We start from the raw sequence: 14,659 nt of genomic DNA on the forward strand, positions 1-14,659 counted from the left end.
GATGATCCTCGTGACCGGTGCGACCGGAAACATCGGAAGTGATCTGGTGGGGCAGTTGCACGACCGTGGTGCCGTGCCTGTGCGGGGGCTGACCCGTGATCCGGGAGGGTCTTCGTTCCCCGAGGGGATCGCAGCCGTCGAGGGAGACCTCACGCGGGCGGATTCGCTGAAGGCCGCGCTGGAGGGGGTGCGTTCGCTGTTCCTGCTGTCGGGCATGGGCGCTGAGGCGGAGGTCCTCGCGGTTGCCCGGCAGGCAGGCGTGGAGCGTGTGGTGCTCGTGTCCTCGATCACGGTACAGACCCATCCGCATTTGCCCGCGGCCGTCGAGAACCTGGCCGTCGAGAGACTGCTCGTGGACAGCGGCATGGCCTGGACGATCCTGCGGCCGACGCAGTTCGCCTCGAACACCCTGTGGTGGGCGCAGTCGATTCGTGAGGAGGGTCTGGTCCGGGCGCCGTACGCGGACATAGGGCTTCCCACCATCCACCCTGCGGACATAGCGGCGGTCGCTCGCGTGGCGCTGACCGAGCCAGGCCACTCGGGGCGGACATACGCACTGACGGGGCCGGAACGCGTCACGGTACGGCAGCAGGTCGCGGCCATCGCAGCCGCCCTGGGGCGGGAGGTGTCCCTCGCCGAGATCAGCAGGGCGGAGGCCCACCGGCAGCTGGCTTCCTTCCTGCGGGACGAGACCGCGGACGCGGTGCTCGACCTCGTGGGCGGGGACGTCAATGACGAGCTGTCGCAGGTGCGCGCCACGGTCGCGCAGATCACCGGCACCCCGGCCAGGTCGTTTCGGCAGTGGGCGGCGGAGAACGCCGACGCCTTCCGCTGAACCGGGCCACGTACGAGTTACTCGGCGTGACCTCGTGGTGGCTTTTGCAGATGAACGGGTGGGCGCGGGGTCCGATGAACGGACGGACGCCGTGTCCGATCAGAAGCCGAACCGATGAAACGAGGACCGGGGCATGAGGAACGAGCGGGGGCGGGCCGTGGCGCGCCGTCTGGCCGGGGCGGTAACGGCGCTGGTGGTGTGCTGGCTTCCGGCAGGGGCCGCGCACGCCGACGAGACCAACACGGGGTCGCACAACGGCCACCGGGTCGGCCTGGTCAACGTCAACGTCGGCCAGGTCGACGACCCGGCGGAGGACGTGCTGGAGCACACGCTGCTGTTCGGCGACGGGTACGCCTGGAACTGAGCCGGCACCTCGACGGACCGGGGCCCGTACCGCGCACACTTGCGGTACGGGCCCCGGTCCGTTTTTTCGTGTCCGGCAGGTGGCATAGCGGGAGGCTCCCACGCGCGTCACAAGGGGTACGGGGGCGGGCAGCGGGTCCGCCCCGGGGGAAGGCGAAGGTGACGATGGATGCCGAAGCGCAGGAGAGCTTCCGGGAATTCGTGGCGAACAGGTCGTCCGCGCTGCTGAAGACCGCGGTCCTGCTGAGCGGCGGCGACCGGCACGCGGGCGAGGACCTGCTCCAGAACGCGCTGATCAAGGCGGCGGGCCGCTGGCACCGGATCGACGAACCCGAGGCGTACGTCCGGCAGATCCTCTACCGCCAGCAGGTCAGCCGCTGGCGGCTGAAGTGGCCGAGGCGTGAACTGAGCGTCGCCGAACCGCCGGAGACCTCCGCTGCCCCGGACGCCTCCGGCGCGGCCGAGCTACGCCTGGTGATGCGGGGCGCGCTGGCCCGGCTGACCGCGCGGCAGCGCACCGTGCTCGTGCTGCGCTACTTCGAGGACCTGCCCGAGGCCGAGGTGGCCCGCATCCTGGGCTGCTCCGTCGGCACCGTACGGTCCGCCACCCACCGTTCCCTGGCCCGGCTGCGCGCCCTCGCGCCCGAGCTGGCCGCCCTGGGGCAGGCCGCCGCGGAACAGCGGCCGTCCCATGACTACTCGCCCGTGGAGGTGCGTCAGTGAACGTCGACGAACTCGTGCGCGACGCGCTGCGCGACCAGGCCGAGGGGCAGCCGCCCGCGGCACCCGGCTTCGCCGACCGGGTGCTCGCGGTCCGCCGGCGCCGCCGCGGCCGCCGGCTCGCCTCCGCCGCCGCGGCGGCCGCCGCCGTGGTCGCCGTCGCGGTGGCCGTGCCGATGCTGGACTCGGGCAAGCAGGACGTACGTCCCTCGGGCGGCGTGGAGCAGACCAGCGTCAGCCCCCGTCCGGACCAGTCGCCGCCGCGCGATCTGATCGCCGCCGGCCGGGTCGCCCTGGCCGCGTACTACACCTTCAGCAACGTCGAGCAGTCCGCCGACCGTGCCGTATCCGAACGCACGTACTGGCTGCTGAACCCCGAGACGAAGAAGTACGAGCAGGCCGACCGGTGGTCGTACGTCGCCGTCGCTCCCGGGCTGAGGACCGCCGCCGTCCTGGAACGGGACCTGCCCGTCCGGCGCATCGGGCTGCTCGACCTGGCGAGCGGGGAGGTCAAACGGTGGATCCCGGTCGATCGCCAGGTGGCGGGCGTGGAGTTCTCGTCCGACGGCACGAAGCTCGTCGCCACGACCTACAGCCAGAACCCCGACCAGCGGGAGAAGCACGAGGGGTCGGACGACTGGAGCGCCCCGTTCATGAAGTCGTACCGGACCGGGTTCCATGTCATCGACGTGGCATCCGGGAGGAGTTCATGGACCGAGGTCGAGGTCGGCTCGGACCCGGACGACCCGATGAGCTTCCTCAATTCCCGTCAGGACTTCCACTTCAGTCGCGACGGCAGCCTCGTCTGGGCCGGTCTGCCCTCCGAACCGGGCAAGAGGTACTACGACGTCAGCGGCAAGGAGGTCGCCCCGCCCGCGAGGGAACGGTACCGGGACTGGTCGGTCGAGGCCGGGGTGTCGCCGGACGGGGCGCTCGTCGCCGGTCAGTTCGCGGGCAAGAAGTGGAAGACGTCCTCCTGGATCCTTGACTCGCGCACGGGGAAGACGCGCACCGAGGTGCACGGGCAGCAGTTGCTCGCCTGGGTGGACGGCGACTCACTCGTCGCCTGGGACATCGGGCCCGACGGCAACGAGTACCACCAGCGGCTGGTTCTGGTGACGATGGGCAGCGACAAGGTGGTGCCGCTCAGTGGCTTCCGGTCGCCCAAGGACAACACGAAGGGGCGGTGGGAGCCGGTGTTCGCGGAGCGGTGAGCGGGCCTTGAGCAGGCGGTGCGCCGGCCTTGCGCAGGGCTTGGTCAGGCGGTGATCAGGGTGTTGTAGAGCGACAGGAGTCCGCCCGTCGTCCGGTCGTCGGCGGATCGCAGGGGGGTGCGGACCGGGCCGGCGGGGAGGTCAAGGGCGGTGAGGAGCGCCTTGGTCGTGACCGTGCCCGGGAGCCCTGCGGACATGATCGCCTCGATGAGCGGGGTGGCCCGCTGCTGGAGGCGGGCCGCCTGTGCCGTGTCGCCCGCGTCGAACGCGTCCAGGACGGCTCGCAGCCGGTCCGGGATCACGTTCGACACCGTGCTGACGTAACCGGCGCCACCCACCGCGTACAGGGCGAGGTTGTGCTCGTCGCAGCCCGCGTAGTACGCCAGGTCCGTGCGGGCCAGCACCTTCTGGGCGGCCAGGAAGTCGTAGGAGCAGTCTTTGACCGCGACGATCCTGGGGTGTGCGGAGAGGCGGAGGATCGTCTCCGGTTCGACTCGGATGCCGGTGCGGATCGGGATGTCGTAGAGCATGAGCGGGAGCTCACTGGCATCGGCGATCTCGCGGAAGTGTGCCTCGATCGCGTCCTGCGGGGGCCTGCTGTAGTACGGCGGCACCACCAACAGGCCGTCCGCGCCCGCCTTTTCCGCCTCGCGGGCCAGGTCGACGGTGTGGCGGGTGTCGGGTGTGCCGATGCCAGCGACGATCGACGCCCGGTCGGCCACGGCCTCGCAGACGGCTGCGATCAGGGCCGACTTCTCGGCGTCCGTGGTGGTCGGCGACTCGCCCGTCGTGCCGGACAGGACGAGGCCGTCGCAGCCCTGTGCGACCAGGTGGGCGGCGAGGCGTTGGGCACCGTCCAGGTCCAGCGCTCCGGACGTCGTGAACGGGGTGATCATGGCGCACAGGGCGCGGCCGAAGGGGGTTGTCATGTGAGTAGTGTCGGCAGCGTGACTGTGTAGCTCTAGTTAATTTTTCTACCGGGTACTCGTAAGAGATGCTTTCCGGTTGGCTGGCGGTTGCGGGGCGTTGCCGGGGGTGGTAGGGCGCCGACGAGCTGGAGGGGGCCGAGGGGGAGGGGGTGCCCGAACTGGTCGCGGAGGCCGTGTTGTTGCAGGCGCGGCTGGACTTGTTTCAGGCTCGGTCGGCGCGGCTCGGTGAGCTTGGTGCGGGTGGGGCGGCGGCGGGGCAGCCGGGCGGAGACGGGGCTGGGCCGGAGGGGTGGCAAACCGGGCCCTGCGGATGGTGACCGGGGCGGGATGCAGGGGTAGCGGGGGGTGGGCCGGGTACTCGGGGGTTCCTACTTCGAGAGGAGGCGGAACACCGTGACCGGGACCATCGAACATCGGGCCGTGCGCGACGAGCACCACTCCGTGGGCGCGCTCGTCTCACAGGCCTCAGAGCAGCTCTCCCGGCTCGTCCGGCAGGAAGTGGCTCTCGCGAAGGAAGAACTGGCCGAGAAGGGTCGGCGTGCGGGGCGCGGCGGTGGGCTGCTCGGTGCGGCGGGTGCCGTCGCCTACGCCGGGCTGCTCGCGCTGGCCGGGACAGGGGTCGCCGCCCTCTCGCTGGTGCTGTCCGTCTGGGCCGCGGCGCTCATCGTGACGGGGGTGCTGTTCGTGATCGCGGCCGTGCTGGCCGCTGCCGGCCGGGGGCAGTTGCGCCGGGCCACGCCTCCCACGCCTGAGGAGGCTCTCGGCAGCGTCAGGGCCGACGTGGAGGAGATCAGGGAAAGGGCACATCGATGACGGATGCGACGGGCGGGGCCAAGGGGCCCGATGAGTTGCGGCAGCAGATCGAGCGGACCCGTAGTGAACTCGGGAACACAGTGGAGGAGTTGGCGGGGAAGGCGGACGTGAAGGGGCGTGCGCGGGCTCGGGCGGCCGATCTGCGGGACAAGGCCGGGGCGATGACGGTGCAGTTGCGGAGCAGCGCCGCGCAGGCCGGGCATACGGCGCACGACAAGGCGACCCATGCGGGGCCTCGGCCGGCGCTGGTTGTCGGGGCGGCTGCGGGGGCTGCGGTGGTGGCTGTCGAGGTGCTGCGGCGGCGGCAGCACGCGAATCGCGGGCATCGCTGGCCTCACTGGCATCGCTGAGCGGGGTCGGGGCCGGGCCGGGGGGTGCCCGTCCTAGGAACGGCGCATGGGGTCGGACGCCGACTGACTGTCCGCTGACGCGTCAACCGCTGCGGGCGGACACCCCCCGCCCCGTCCGCTTCTCGCCGTGCGCGGGTGCGGGTGCGGGTGCGTCGTGGCTGATCCAACTGCCGCCGGCCGACGCTGCGGGCAGTCGTGCCGCTTGGGGCGGCGCCCGTCCCGAAGAAGCGACACCCCGCCGGCACCAACGTTGAGCACCTGGGGCGGCGTCCGGGACCGACACGTGTGAGCGGGTGAACGGTGCCGTGGGGCCGGCTGGACGCTGTGGTCCAGCCGGCCTGTGGCTGAGGGGTTACGGGCGGAAGCGCAGGACCTGCGGGTCGTGGTCGCTGATCTGGTCGTTGAACTCCGCGTTGACGTGCACGCTGTCGTACTCGAAGTCGCAGTCGCGGCGGATCGACGGGCTGATCAGGATCTGGTCGAGGACCTGGCTGTTGCCCTGGTAGACGTACGAGTAGCGCTCGCTCCTGGGCAGCGACTTGATCGCCGACCAGAGTTCGCCCCGGCCTTCGAGGATGCTCGCGGTGCGGGAGAACTCGAAGTCGTTGATGTCGCCCAGGGTGATGACGTCCGCGTTCTTCTGGGTGTCGAGGATGTCCTTGACGAAGGCGTTCACCAGCGTGGCCTGCTGGTGGCGCTGGGTCTCGGAGCTGCGGGCCGGCGGCTGGTACTGGGAGGTCAGGCCCTGGTCGCCGCCCTTGGAGTTGAAGTGGTTGGCGATCACGAAGACCGTGCGGCCGCGGAAGACGAACTCGCCGGCCAGCGGCTTGCGGCTGTTCCTCCAGGCCTCGTCGGCGGGGGCGATCCGGCCGGGGCTGAGCGTCAGGTGCGCCTTGCCGTGGATCTTCGTCACCCCGGTCGCCGTCGTGGCGTCGCCGCCCGCGCGGTCCGTGAAGGAGACCCGCTCCGGGTTGAACAGGAACGCCTGGCGGATGTTGCCGCCGGGCTCACCGCCGTCGGCCTTGTCGGCCGGGTCGATCGAGCGCCAGTCGTACGTCGGGCCGCCGGCCGCGACGATCGCGTCGATCAGCTTGGTCATGGTCTGGTCGGCGGCGACCGTACCGTCGTTCTTCGCGCCGTTGTTGTCCTGGATCTCCTCCAGGGACACGATGTCCGGCGACTTCAGGTTGTTCACGATCGCGGAGGCGTGCTCGGCGAAGGTGTCGTCGGTCGGGTCGAGGTTCTCGACGTTGTAGGTGGCGACCGCGAGTTCCGAGGAGCGCTGCTTGCGCGTCGTCTCGCGCTTCAGGTCCGCGGACTTGAGCGTGCCCAGTTCGCTCGCGACCAGGGTGTAGCCGCCGAACTGGTTGTAGTCCAGCGGGCCCGCCGTCGTGCCGGTGAGCGTGTCGCCGACGTTCGCCTTCGGGAAGTCGGCCGTCGAGCCGAGGGACTGGATCTGGAGGCGGCCGGCGTTCTGGGCTTCGTAGGAGCCGTAGACCGTGCCGCCGCGGCGGTTGCGGTTCTCGTGCGGCTTCACCGTCACCCAGAGTTCGGTGTACGGGTCGGTGGCGCCCACGACACGGGTGTCGGTGACGCGTACGGTCATGCCCTCCAGCGCCTCGTAGTGGTCCAGGGCGTACTTCGAGGGCTTGAGGGGGAGGGCGTTGATCGAGCCGTTCGCCGTGGTGTCGCCGGTCGGCGCGTAGGTGGCGGGGACCGACCTCGCGTCGATCGTCGTGGCGGCGGGGAGCTGGTTGCCGCTGGAGACGACCGTGGTCGCCGGCTTGGTGATCTCCGTCAGCGACTGGTTGCCGGAGGTGGTGCCGCCGGGGACGTACTCCGAGACCGTGCCGCTGACCGTGACGGAGTCACCGACGGCGACCCCCTTCGGCGTCGAGCTGGTGAAGACGAAGACGCCCTCGCTGGTCGCCGGGTCGGCGTCCGGGTTCGGGTCCTGGATCCAGAAGCCGCGGGACGAGCCGTAGGTCCGGATGCCGGTGACGATTCCGGTCACGTCCGTGACCTGCCGGCCGGCGAACGGCGATGTCCGGGTGCTGCCCTGGATGTCATGGATGCGGACCGAGTCCGCGTGTGCGGGGGCGGTGAGGACGATCGTGGATGCCGCGGAGCACACGGCGGTGACGGTGAGCGCGGCGAGGCGCGCGGACGACTTGCTCGGCAACGGGGTTCCCTCCGGGGACGTGACAGAGCGCCGGGACGAGGGTGGTGCGTGGACTGTCTGCCGCTACCTGTGGGGCGGGCGGTGTGACGCGCGTAGAGGGCGGTGGACGGGCGGGCCTGGTGGGGCGGGCCCGGTGAACAGGTGTCCGCCGACTTCTACGCGCGTCAATCTCCAGCCTGCTCAGGCCACTTGTCAAGGTTTCGGCCATGTACAGCCGCTGACGGGGACATGAAGTAGGCGGCATGGGTGTAAATCCGTCTAGGCTGAGCGGCGAGTCGTAGAGGCGCCCTAGGAGAAACAGCCGATGTCAGACAGCTCCCCCCTGCCGCCGGTGCGGCTGCACCCCGAAGCGGAGCTGGCGCGCGACGCACTGTCCACGCCGTTGCTGTCCCGGGCCGCCCGGCTGGCCCGCTGGGCCGGGCCGGAGACCCGGGTCGACGCCGGGGGCGGGCTCGTCGACGAGCAGTTGCCCGCCGCCGCCGAGGTGCTCGGACTGAGCGGGGACGACGCCGCCGCCGACACCAGTGAGGCGTGGCGGGTGGCCGTGGACGCCGGGCTCGTCGAGATCGTGGACGAGGAGGAGGGCACCGTCACGACGGGCGACGACCTGGCGCTGCTCACCGGTGGCTCGCCGCAGGACGTGCTCGCGGTGTGGGTCGCGGCCCTGGAGACCGTGCTCGCCGACGCGAGCGTGCCCGACCTGGACGGGCTCGTGGCCGAGGACGGCGAGGTCGACCTCTCCGCCCTCGACTGGGACCCGGAGGCCGAGGCCGAGTTCCTCGACGGTGTGCTCGGCAACCTCTATCTGCTGACCGCCGGTGAGGGCACACCCGCCGAGGCTCCGGTGCCGCTGCCCGCACTGGCCGCCTCGGTGATCGTGCCCAGCGACATGGACGAGCCGACCAACGACGTCCTGGAGCAGGTGTCCGACGCGATGATGCGGCTGGACGACCAGTTCCGGATGCTGGAGCCGGTGGGGCTCGTGGCGTACCAGCCCGTGGACGAGGCGCTCATGGCCGAGGCCGACGAGGAGCCCGCGGCGCCCGTCGACGAGACCGACGTCTCCCGGTACGGCATGGTCCGGCTCACCCCGCTCGGGGTGTACGGCCTGCGTGCCCGGCTGCTGGAGGCCGGATTCGAGGCACCGGCCGTCGGAGACCTCGCGGACAAGGGAGCCGACGTGCTGCTCGACGGCACGGCCGCGTTCCCGCCGGGGGCGGCACAGGCCGAGACCGAGCGGTGGCTGGAGCGCCGGGAATCGCTCGACGCGGCGCGGGAGTTGCTGGCGGCGGCGCGGGGTGCGGATGCCGGGGCGCCGCTGCGGCGGCTGCGGTGTCAGCAGGCGTTGTCCCTGGTGGGTGCTTCGGCCGAGCCGGCGTTGCGGGAGGTGCTCGATGATGCCGAGTTGGGTGGCCTCGCGCGTGTCTGGCTCACCGAGCACGGTGCGGCTGATGTGCCTGCGCCGTCGGAAGCGATGGTGTACTGGCTGACCATCGACACGGTGGCCGCGCAGTTGGCTGCCGAAGGGAACTCCGAGGAGTTGCGGGCGTTGGTCGAGGGGCTTGCGCAGCAGCACGGTGGGTTTTTTGAGGCTGTGTGGCGGGTTGACCATCCCGCGACGGCTGACGTGCTGGAGGCGATGGGGCGGTTGCATCCGGACAAGAAGGTCGCCAAGGAAGCGCGGAAGGCGGCCTTCAAGGCGCGGTCGCAACAGGGTGGCTGATCCCGTTTTGCGGGTGCGGGGTCGTTGTGTCTGGTCGCGCCCACGCGGCGGAGCCGCATAGGGACACGGCCCCGCGTCCTCAGGGGCACATGGACACGGTCCCGTGCCCTTAGGGGGGTGTTCAACCGGCGTTCATGCGTGAGCGGGACTGTGTCGGCGTACGAGGTCCGCCACCCTCCACGGCACACCCACCGTCACAGGAGACACCATGTCGCTCACCCGCAGGGACTTCGCCAGAACCTCCGCGATCACCGGTGCCGGTGTCGCGCTGGCGGGCAGTGTCGGGGCCCTCGCGACCGCGCCGAACGCCCTCGCGTCCTCCGACAGCGAGGGCGCGGAGGAGACGTCCGCGGACGCCTCGCACGGAGTCGGCTACGGGCCGCTGGTCCCCGACCCCGAGGGCATCCTCGCCCTGCCCGCCGGCTTCGAGTACCGGATCATCACCTACAGCGGCAGGACGAAGCTGGAGTCCGGTGAGTTCACGCCGTCCAACCACGACGGCACCGCCACCTTCGACGGCCCCCGCGGCACAACCCTGCTCGTCAACAACCACGAGCTGAAGGGCCCGCGCGCCAACTGGAAGTATCCGGTGCCGCTCACCGAGGGCCTCGTCTACGACCCGGCCGCCGCCGGTGGCTGCACGGTCGTCGAGGTACGCCCCGACGGACCGGTCGCCGAGTGGGTCGGCATCGCGGGCACCTCCACCAACTGCGCCGGTGGCAGCACGCCGTGGGGCACCTGGCTCACCTGCGAGGAGAACTCCGACAGGGCCGGCGTCAACGGCATGACCAAGGACCACGGCTACGTCTTCGAGGTCGACCCCTCCGACCGGCGCGCCAACCGCAGCCCCAAGCCGCTGAAGTTCTTCGGCCGTTACGATCACGAGGCCGTCGTCATCGACCCCAAGCGTGGCCACGCCTACCTCACGGAGGACGACGACGAGCCCAACGGCCTCTTCTACCGCTGGACCCCGCCCAAGGGTTTCGCATACGGCCCCGGCAAGTTCCGCGAGCTCGCCGACGACGCCGGTGTCCTCCAGGCGCCCAAGTGCTACGACTCCGGCGGCCGGTTCGTCGACGACCTGTCCCGGGCCACCAAGACCGGCACCGTCTACGGCGTCGACTGGGTGGACGTACCCGACCGCGACGCCCGCACCACGCCCGTGCGCAAGCAGTTCGGCGCCGGGGAGGTCACCCGCGCCCGCAAGCTGGAGGGCATGTGGTGGGGCGACGGCGGCGCCTACATCGTCTCCTCGTACGCCCGCGAGGAGAGCCCCGGCCGGCACGACGGCCAGGTCTGGTTCTACGACCCCAAGCGTCGGACGCTGACGTTGAAGGTCCTGCTCGGTGTGAACCCCGACCCGTCCAAGGACGGCGCGTTCGACGGCCCCGACAACATCACCGTCTCCCCGTACGGCGGCATCGTCCTGGCCGAGGACGGCGAGGGCGTCTCGCACCTCTTCGGCGCCACCGAGAGCGGCCGCACGTACCCGATCGCCCGCAACGACCTGAACGTCGGCACCGAAGAGGAGCCGGAGTACAGCGAGTTCGCCGGTGTCACCTTCTCGCCCGACGGCAAGACCCTTTACGCCAACATCCAGGACCCGGGCATCCTGCTCGCCATCACCGGTCCCTGGAAGCGCCAGAAGCGGTAATTAATTCGCTCGCAGGTCCCGCACCGCGCCTCCTACAGTGAGATCACAACGTCACGCACCTCCCGGTGCGATGGCAGCGGCTACTTCTCTTCCAAAGAATCCGACGCCGCCGCCGACTTGATCTCGGGAGGCGCAGCATGTGGTGGGTGCCCGGTGCGCAGGCAACGGTTACTTCATTTGATCGGAATGTTGCGGGTTCGAGCCCCGTCAGCGACTTCGGGTCGCTGTAGCTCAATGGGCAGAGCATCCGGATAAGTCCGTCGCCGACTTCTGTTCTCGGGCACCCACCTTTCTCATGTGCCGCGCTTCTCTCGGACACCTGTAAAGAATTCGGGGGAATTCATCATGGCGCGATTCAACAGCAAGGCGGCGCGGGCGCGTCCCGTCTCCCGTGTGACGTCCACCGGGCGCGTACTGCGCACCTACGAGGGCGGCCGGGGCCGGGAGCGCGACGCCCGCTCGGAGCTCTTTCTGCTCGCGGTGTCGAACTTCGTGTCGCAGCAGACCTTCTACGAGACCGGCGCCGACCGCGACGACCGCTTCGCGAAGCTCGTGCGCGAACTCGCCGTCACCGACCCGGCGTGGACGGCCGGCCTGCTCGGCTGGCTGCGTGGCGAGGGCAACCTGCGTACGGCCTCCGTCGTCGGCGCCGCCGAGTACGTCAAGGCCCGCCTGGAGGAGGGCTCGACCGGCGGCCCGGCCAACCGGCAGGTCGTCGCCTCCACGCTCCAGCGGCCCGACGAGCCCGGCGAACTGCTCGCGTACTGGACGGCGATGTACGGCCGCAACGTGCCCAAGCCCGTCAAGCGCGGCATAGCCGACGCCGTACGCCGTCTCTACCACGGCAAGGCGCTGCTGAAGTACGACACCGCCTCCAAGGGCTACCGCTTCGGCGACATCCTCAACCTCGTGCACGCCGCCCCGGACCCGGACAAGCCGTGGCAGGGCGAGCTGTTCCGGTACGCCCTCGACCGGCGGCACCACCCCGACACCGCGGTGCCGCCCGCATCGGACCGCGTCCTCACCGCGCACCGCGAGCTGATGGCGCTGCCGGTGGCGGAGCGGCGTGCGGTCGTCACCGCCGAGGGCGGTGCCGAGCGGCTGGCCGCGGCCGGGATGACGTGGGAGACGCTGGCGGGCTGGCTCCAGGGGCCGATGGACAAGGCGGCCTGGGAGGCCGTGATTCCGTCCATGGGCACCATGGCGCTCGTGCGCAACCTGCGCAACTTCGACGAGGCCGGGGTGTCCGACGAGGTGGCCGAGCGGGTCGCCGCGCGGATCGGCGACCCGGCGGAAGTCGCGCGCTCGCGGCAGTTCCCCTTCCGGTACCTCGCCGCGTACCAGCACGCGCCGTCGCTGCGCTGGTCGTACGCCCTGGAGCGGGCGCTCGGCCACTCGCTGGCCAACGTGCCCGCGCTGCCCGGTCGGACGCTGGTGCTCGTGGACCGCTCCGGCTCGATGTTCTGGTCGCGGCTGTCCGACCGCTCGGAACTCACCCGCGCCGACGCCGCCGCGATCTTCGGCACGGCGCTCGCGCTGCGGGCGGAGCGCGCGGACCTGGTCGAGTTCGGCTCGACGAGCGACCGCGTGAAGTTCCGCCAGGGCGAGTCGGTGCTGAGGATCCTCGACCGCTTCGGCGACCTGGGCGGCACCGACACCACCGAGGCGGTGCGCCGGCACTACCGGAAGCACGACCGGGTGCTGATCGTCACCGACGAGCAGTACACGCACCACCACCGGGGCGACCCGACCGAGCAGGTCCCGGCCGACGTGCCGGTCTACACCTGGAACCTCGCCGGATACCGGGCGGGCCACGGCCCGTCGGGCACGGGCAACCGGCACACGTTCGGAGGGCTTTCGGACGCGGCTTTCCGGATGGTTCCGCTGATCGAGGCCACCCGGGACGCCGACTGGCCCTGGGCGGCCTGAGAGACCGTGGCCCGCACCGCGTGGGGAGTGCGGGCCACGGTCTTGCCCGGACCCTTGTCCGGGGCTGGTGCTGACATCTAACATTTCAGTTTGTGGAGGCTATCCGGCCCGTGCCCCGGACCCTGCTCAGGGACCGTGCGTACGCGGCGATCCGGGACGCCATCGTGGCCGGGGAGATCGAACCCGGTGCGGTGGTGCGGGACGCCGAGCTCGCGGAGCGGCTGGGGCTGTCCCGGGCGCCGGTGCGGGAGGCGTTCTCCCGGCTCGTGGACGAGGGGCTGCTGGAGAGCAAGCCGCAGAGCTACACCCGGGTGACCCCGCTCGTGGCCTCCGACGTCCGGGACGCCGCCGCCGTGGTCGGCGCCATGCACGAGCTCGTGACGCGGGTCGCCGTGCCCCGGCTGACGGCCGCGGACATCGAGGCGATGCGCGCCGCCAACCAGCGGTTCGCCGCCTCGGTCGCCGCCGGAGACGTGGACGAAGCCCTGCGTGCCGACGACGCGCTGCACGAGGTCCTCGTCCGGGTGAGCGGCAACCGCGCGGCCGCCGCGACCGTCGCCCGGTACACCCCGCTCATCCGCCGCCTGGAGCGACGGCGCTTCGGCGAGGGCGGCAGCTGTCGTTCGGCCGGGCTGCACGAGCGGCTGATCGAGGCCTGCGCGGCCGGTGACGTGGCCGAGGCGGTCCGCGTCACGGCGGAGATCTGGCGCGGGCTCGAAGAGCTCGCCGACTGAGAACGATCCCCATCCCGACCCGGGAGGACCCATGTCCCTTTCCCCGTCCTCGCCCGCTTCCCCTTCCCCTTCCCCCTCCCACTCCCTCTCCTCGTACGCCCGTTACCCCCTGCTCTTCGGGCCCTCGCCCGTCCACCCCCTGGAGCGGCTGACCGCACACCTCGGCGGCGCCGCCCTCTGGGCCAAGCGCGAGGACTGCAACTCCGGTGTCGCGTACGGCGGTAACAAGACCCGCAAGCTGGAGTACCTGGTCGCCGACGCGCTCGCCCAGGGCTGCGACACGCTCGTGTCGATCGGCGGGGTGCAGTCCAACCACACCCGCCAGGTCGCCGCGGTCGCCGCCCGGGCCGGGCTCAAGTGCGTGCTCGTGCAGGAGAGTTGGGTGGACTGGCCGGACGCCGTGTACGACAAGGTCGGCAACATCCTGCTCAGCCGCCTCGCCGGGGCCGACGTACGGCTGGTGAAGGCCGGGTTCGGGATCGGGTTCAAGGAGAGCTGGGAGCAGGCGCTCAGGGAGGTCGAGGAGGCGGGCGGCAAGCCGTACGCCATCCCGGCCGGGGCCTCCGACCATCCGCTCGGCGGCCTCGGCTTCGCCGGATGGGCGTTCGAGGTCGCCGAGCAGGAGCGTGAGCTGGGCGTCTTCTTCGACACCGTGGTCGTGTGCTCGGTGACCGGCTCCACCCAGGCCGGCATGGTCGCCGGCTTCGCGGCGCTGGAGGATGCGGGCGGGCGGCCCCGGCGCGTGCTCGGCATCGACGCCTCGGCGAAACCCGCCGCGACCCGTGGCCAGGTCGCCCGGATCGCGCACGACACCGGGCAGCTCATCGGCCTCAAGCGCGAGTTGACCGAGTCCGACGTCGAACTCGACGAGCGGTACCACGCGGGCACGTACGGCATCCCCGACGAGACCACGCTGGCGGCGATGCGGCTCGCGGCCCGGACGGAGGGGATGGTCACCGACCCCGTGTACGAGGGGAAGTCCATGGCCGGGCTGATCGACCTGGTCTCGCGGGGCGAGATCGGCCGCGACTCCACGGTCCTCTACGCCCACCTGGGCGGACAGCCGGCGCTGAACGCCTACAGCGCCCTGTTCTGACAAGGTCTCAGTCCCGACCGGCCCGGCCGCGGAAGTCCGCGTCGGGTCCGGCCGCGCGCGGGAATCAACCGGCCGGCTCCTGGGTTGTCAGCGGTTACCCCAGCTCTCGGAGGAGGA

General features: G+C 71.2%; 13 protein-coding genes. 11 read left to right on the forward strand and 2 right to left on the reverse strand.

Annotated features, from left to right (window positions below; genetic code table 11):
- Position 1 precedes the first annotated feature (1 nt).
- The 4 genes from ACZ6TU_RS10485 to ACZ6TU_RS10500 all read left to right on the forward strand — a co-directional run bounded on the left by ACZ6TU_RS10485 (position 2) and on the right by ACZ6TU_RS10500 (position 3,132).
- A complete protein-coding gene (locus ACZ6TU_RS10485; protein ID WP_467673841.1) occupies positions 2–835 on the forward strand; it encodes an NAD(P)H-binding protein in 834 nt (277 codons plus the stop codon).
- A gap of 133 nt (positions 836–968) precedes the next feature.
- The gene (locus ACZ6TU_RS10490; RefSeq protein WP_467673839.1) at positions 969–1,199 is read left to right on the forward strand and encodes a hypothetical protein; all 231 of its coding nucleotides are present in this window, start codon (positions 969–971) and stop codon (positions 1,197–1,199) included.
- A gap of 164 nt (positions 1,200–1,363) precedes the next feature.
- The gene (locus ACZ6TU_RS10495; RefSeq protein WP_467673837.1) at positions 1,364–1,921 is read left to right on the forward strand and encodes a SigE family RNA polymerase sigma factor; all 558 of its coding nucleotides are present in this window, start codon (positions 1,364–1,366) and stop codon (positions 1,919–1,921) included.
- Positions 1,918–3,132: a WD40 repeat domain-containing protein gene (locus ACZ6TU_RS10500; RefSeq protein WP_467673835.1), complete on the forward strand. Its 1,215-nt coding sequence runs from the start codon at positions 1,918–1,920 to the stop codon at positions 3,130–3,132. The genes ACZ6TU_RS10495 and ACZ6TU_RS10500 overlap by 4 nt, the downstream gene beginning before the upstream one ends.
- A gap of 44 nt (positions 3,133–3,176) precedes the next feature.
- Here ACZ6TU_RS10500 and dapA read toward each other — a convergent pair whose 3' ends face one another.
- Positions 3,177–4,061 carry a 4-hydroxy-tetrahydrodipicolinate synthase gene (gene dapA, locus ACZ6TU_RS10505; RefSeq protein ID WP_469547749.1) on the reverse strand — a complete coding sequence of 295 codons (885 nt, stop codon included), beginning with the start codon at positions 4,059–4,061 and terminating at the stop codon, positions 3,177–3,179.
- A 393-nt stretch (positions 4,062–4,454) separates the two neighbouring features.
- Here dapA and ACZ6TU_RS10510 point away from each other — a divergent pair, with 393 nt between their 5' ends.
- On the forward strand, positions 4,455–4,874 hold the full coding sequence (locus tag ACZ6TU_RS10510) for a phage holin family protein (protein ID WP_467673831.1): 420 nt from the start codon (positions 4,455–4,457) through the stop codon (positions 4,872–4,874).
- Entirely contained in the window at positions 4,871–5,224 is a 354-nt protein-coding gene (locus ACZ6TU_RS10515; protein WP_467673829.1) for a DUF3618 domain-containing protein, read from the forward strand. The genes ACZ6TU_RS10510 and ACZ6TU_RS10515 overlap by 4 nt, the downstream gene beginning before the upstream one ends.
- A 352-nt stretch (positions 5,225–5,576) precedes the next feature.
- Here the strand turns inward: ACZ6TU_RS10515 and ACZ6TU_RS10520 are convergent, their stop codons facing one another.
- Positions 5,577–7,406 carry an endonuclease/exonuclease/phosphatase family protein gene (locus ACZ6TU_RS10520; RefSeq protein WP_467673827.1) on the reverse strand — a complete coding sequence of 610 codons (1,830 nt, stop codon included), beginning with the start codon at positions 7,404–7,406 and terminating at the stop codon, positions 5,577–5,579.
- A gap of 304 nt (positions 7,407–7,710) precedes the next feature.
- On the opposite strand from ACZ6TU_RS10520, the gene ACZ6TU_RS10525 reads away from it, so the two are divergent.
- The 5 genes from ACZ6TU_RS10525 (at position 7,711) to ACZ6TU_RS10545 (ending at position 14,542) form a co-directional block, all read left to right on the forward strand.
- Positions 7,711–9,129 (forward strand): hypothetical protein, encoded by a 1,419-nt coding sequence (locus ACZ6TU_RS10525; protein ID WP_467673825.1) that lies wholly within the window; start codon positions 7,711–7,713, stop codon positions 9,127–9,129.
- Positions 9,130–9,337: 208 nt separating this feature from the next.
- Positions 9,338–10,783, forward strand: a complete 1,446-nt coding sequence (locus ACZ6TU_RS10530) for an alkaline phosphatase PhoX (protein ID WP_467673823.1) — start codon at positions 9,338–9,340, stop codon at positions 10,781–10,783.
- A 345-nt stretch (positions 10,784–11,128) separates the two neighbouring features.
- Positions 11,129–12,712 (forward strand): TROVE domain-containing protein, encoded by a 1,584-nt coding sequence (locus tag ACZ6TU_RS10535; RefSeq protein ID WP_467673821.1) that lies wholly within the window; start codon positions 11,129–11,131, stop codon positions 12,710–12,712.
- Between the two features lie 92 nt (positions 12,713–12,804).
- Complete coding sequence (locus ACZ6TU_RS10540; RefSeq protein WP_467673820.1) at positions 12,805–13,446, forward strand: GntR family transcriptional regulator; 642 nt, start codon at positions 12,805–12,807, stop codon at positions 13,444–13,446.
- A 31-nt stretch (positions 13,447–13,477) separates the two neighbouring features.
- Positions 13,478–14,542, forward strand: coding sequence for a 1-aminocyclopropane-1-carboxylate deaminase (locus tag ACZ6TU_RS10545; RefSeq protein ID WP_467673818.1), 1,065 nt, complete (start codon positions 13,478–13,480; stop codon positions 14,540–14,542).
- Positions 14,543–14,659 lie beyond the last annotated feature (117 nt).

Source organism: Streptomyces sp. NPDC052064 (assembly GCF_055585925.1).

Excerpts from the sequence above, each read along its gene's own strand:
- ACZ6TU_RS10485 (WP_467673841.1), top strand. The coding sequence starts at position 2 with ATGATCCTCGTGACCGGTGCGACCGGAAACATCGGAAGTGATCTGGTG.
- ACZ6TU_RS10490 (WP_467673839.1), top strand. The coding sequence starts at position 969 with ATGAGGAACGAGCGGGGGCGGGCCGTGGCGCGCCGTCTGGCCGGGGCG.
- ACZ6TU_RS10495 (WP_467673837.1), top strand. The coding sequence starts at position 1,364 with ATGGATGCCGAAGCGCAGGAGAGCTTCCGGGAATTCGTGGCGAACAGG.
- dapA (WP_469547749.1), bottom strand. The coding sequence starts at position 4,061 with ATGACAACCCCCTTCGGCCGCGCCCTGTGCGCCATGATCACCCCGTTC.
- ACZ6TU_RS10515 (WP_467673829.1), top strand. The coding sequence starts at position 4,871 with ATGACGGATGCGACGGGCGGGGCCAAGGGGCCCGATGAGTTGCGGCAG.
- ACZ6TU_RS10525 (WP_467673825.1), top strand. The coding sequence starts at position 7,711 with ATGTCAGACAGCTCCCCCCTGCCGCCGGTGCGGCTGCACCCCGAAGCG.
- ACZ6TU_RS10530 (WP_467673823.1), top strand. The coding sequence starts at position 9,338 with ATGTCGCTCACCCGCAGGGACTTCGCCAGAACCTCCGCGATCACCGGT.
- ACZ6TU_RS10535 (WP_467673821.1), top strand. The coding sequence starts at position 11,129 with ATGGCGCGATTCAACAGCAAGGCGGCGCGGGCGCGTCCCGTCTCCCGT.
- ACZ6TU_RS10545 (WP_467673818.1), top strand. The coding sequence starts at position 13,478 with ATGTCCCTTTCCCCGTCCTCGCCCGCTTCCCCTTCCCCTTCCCCCTCC.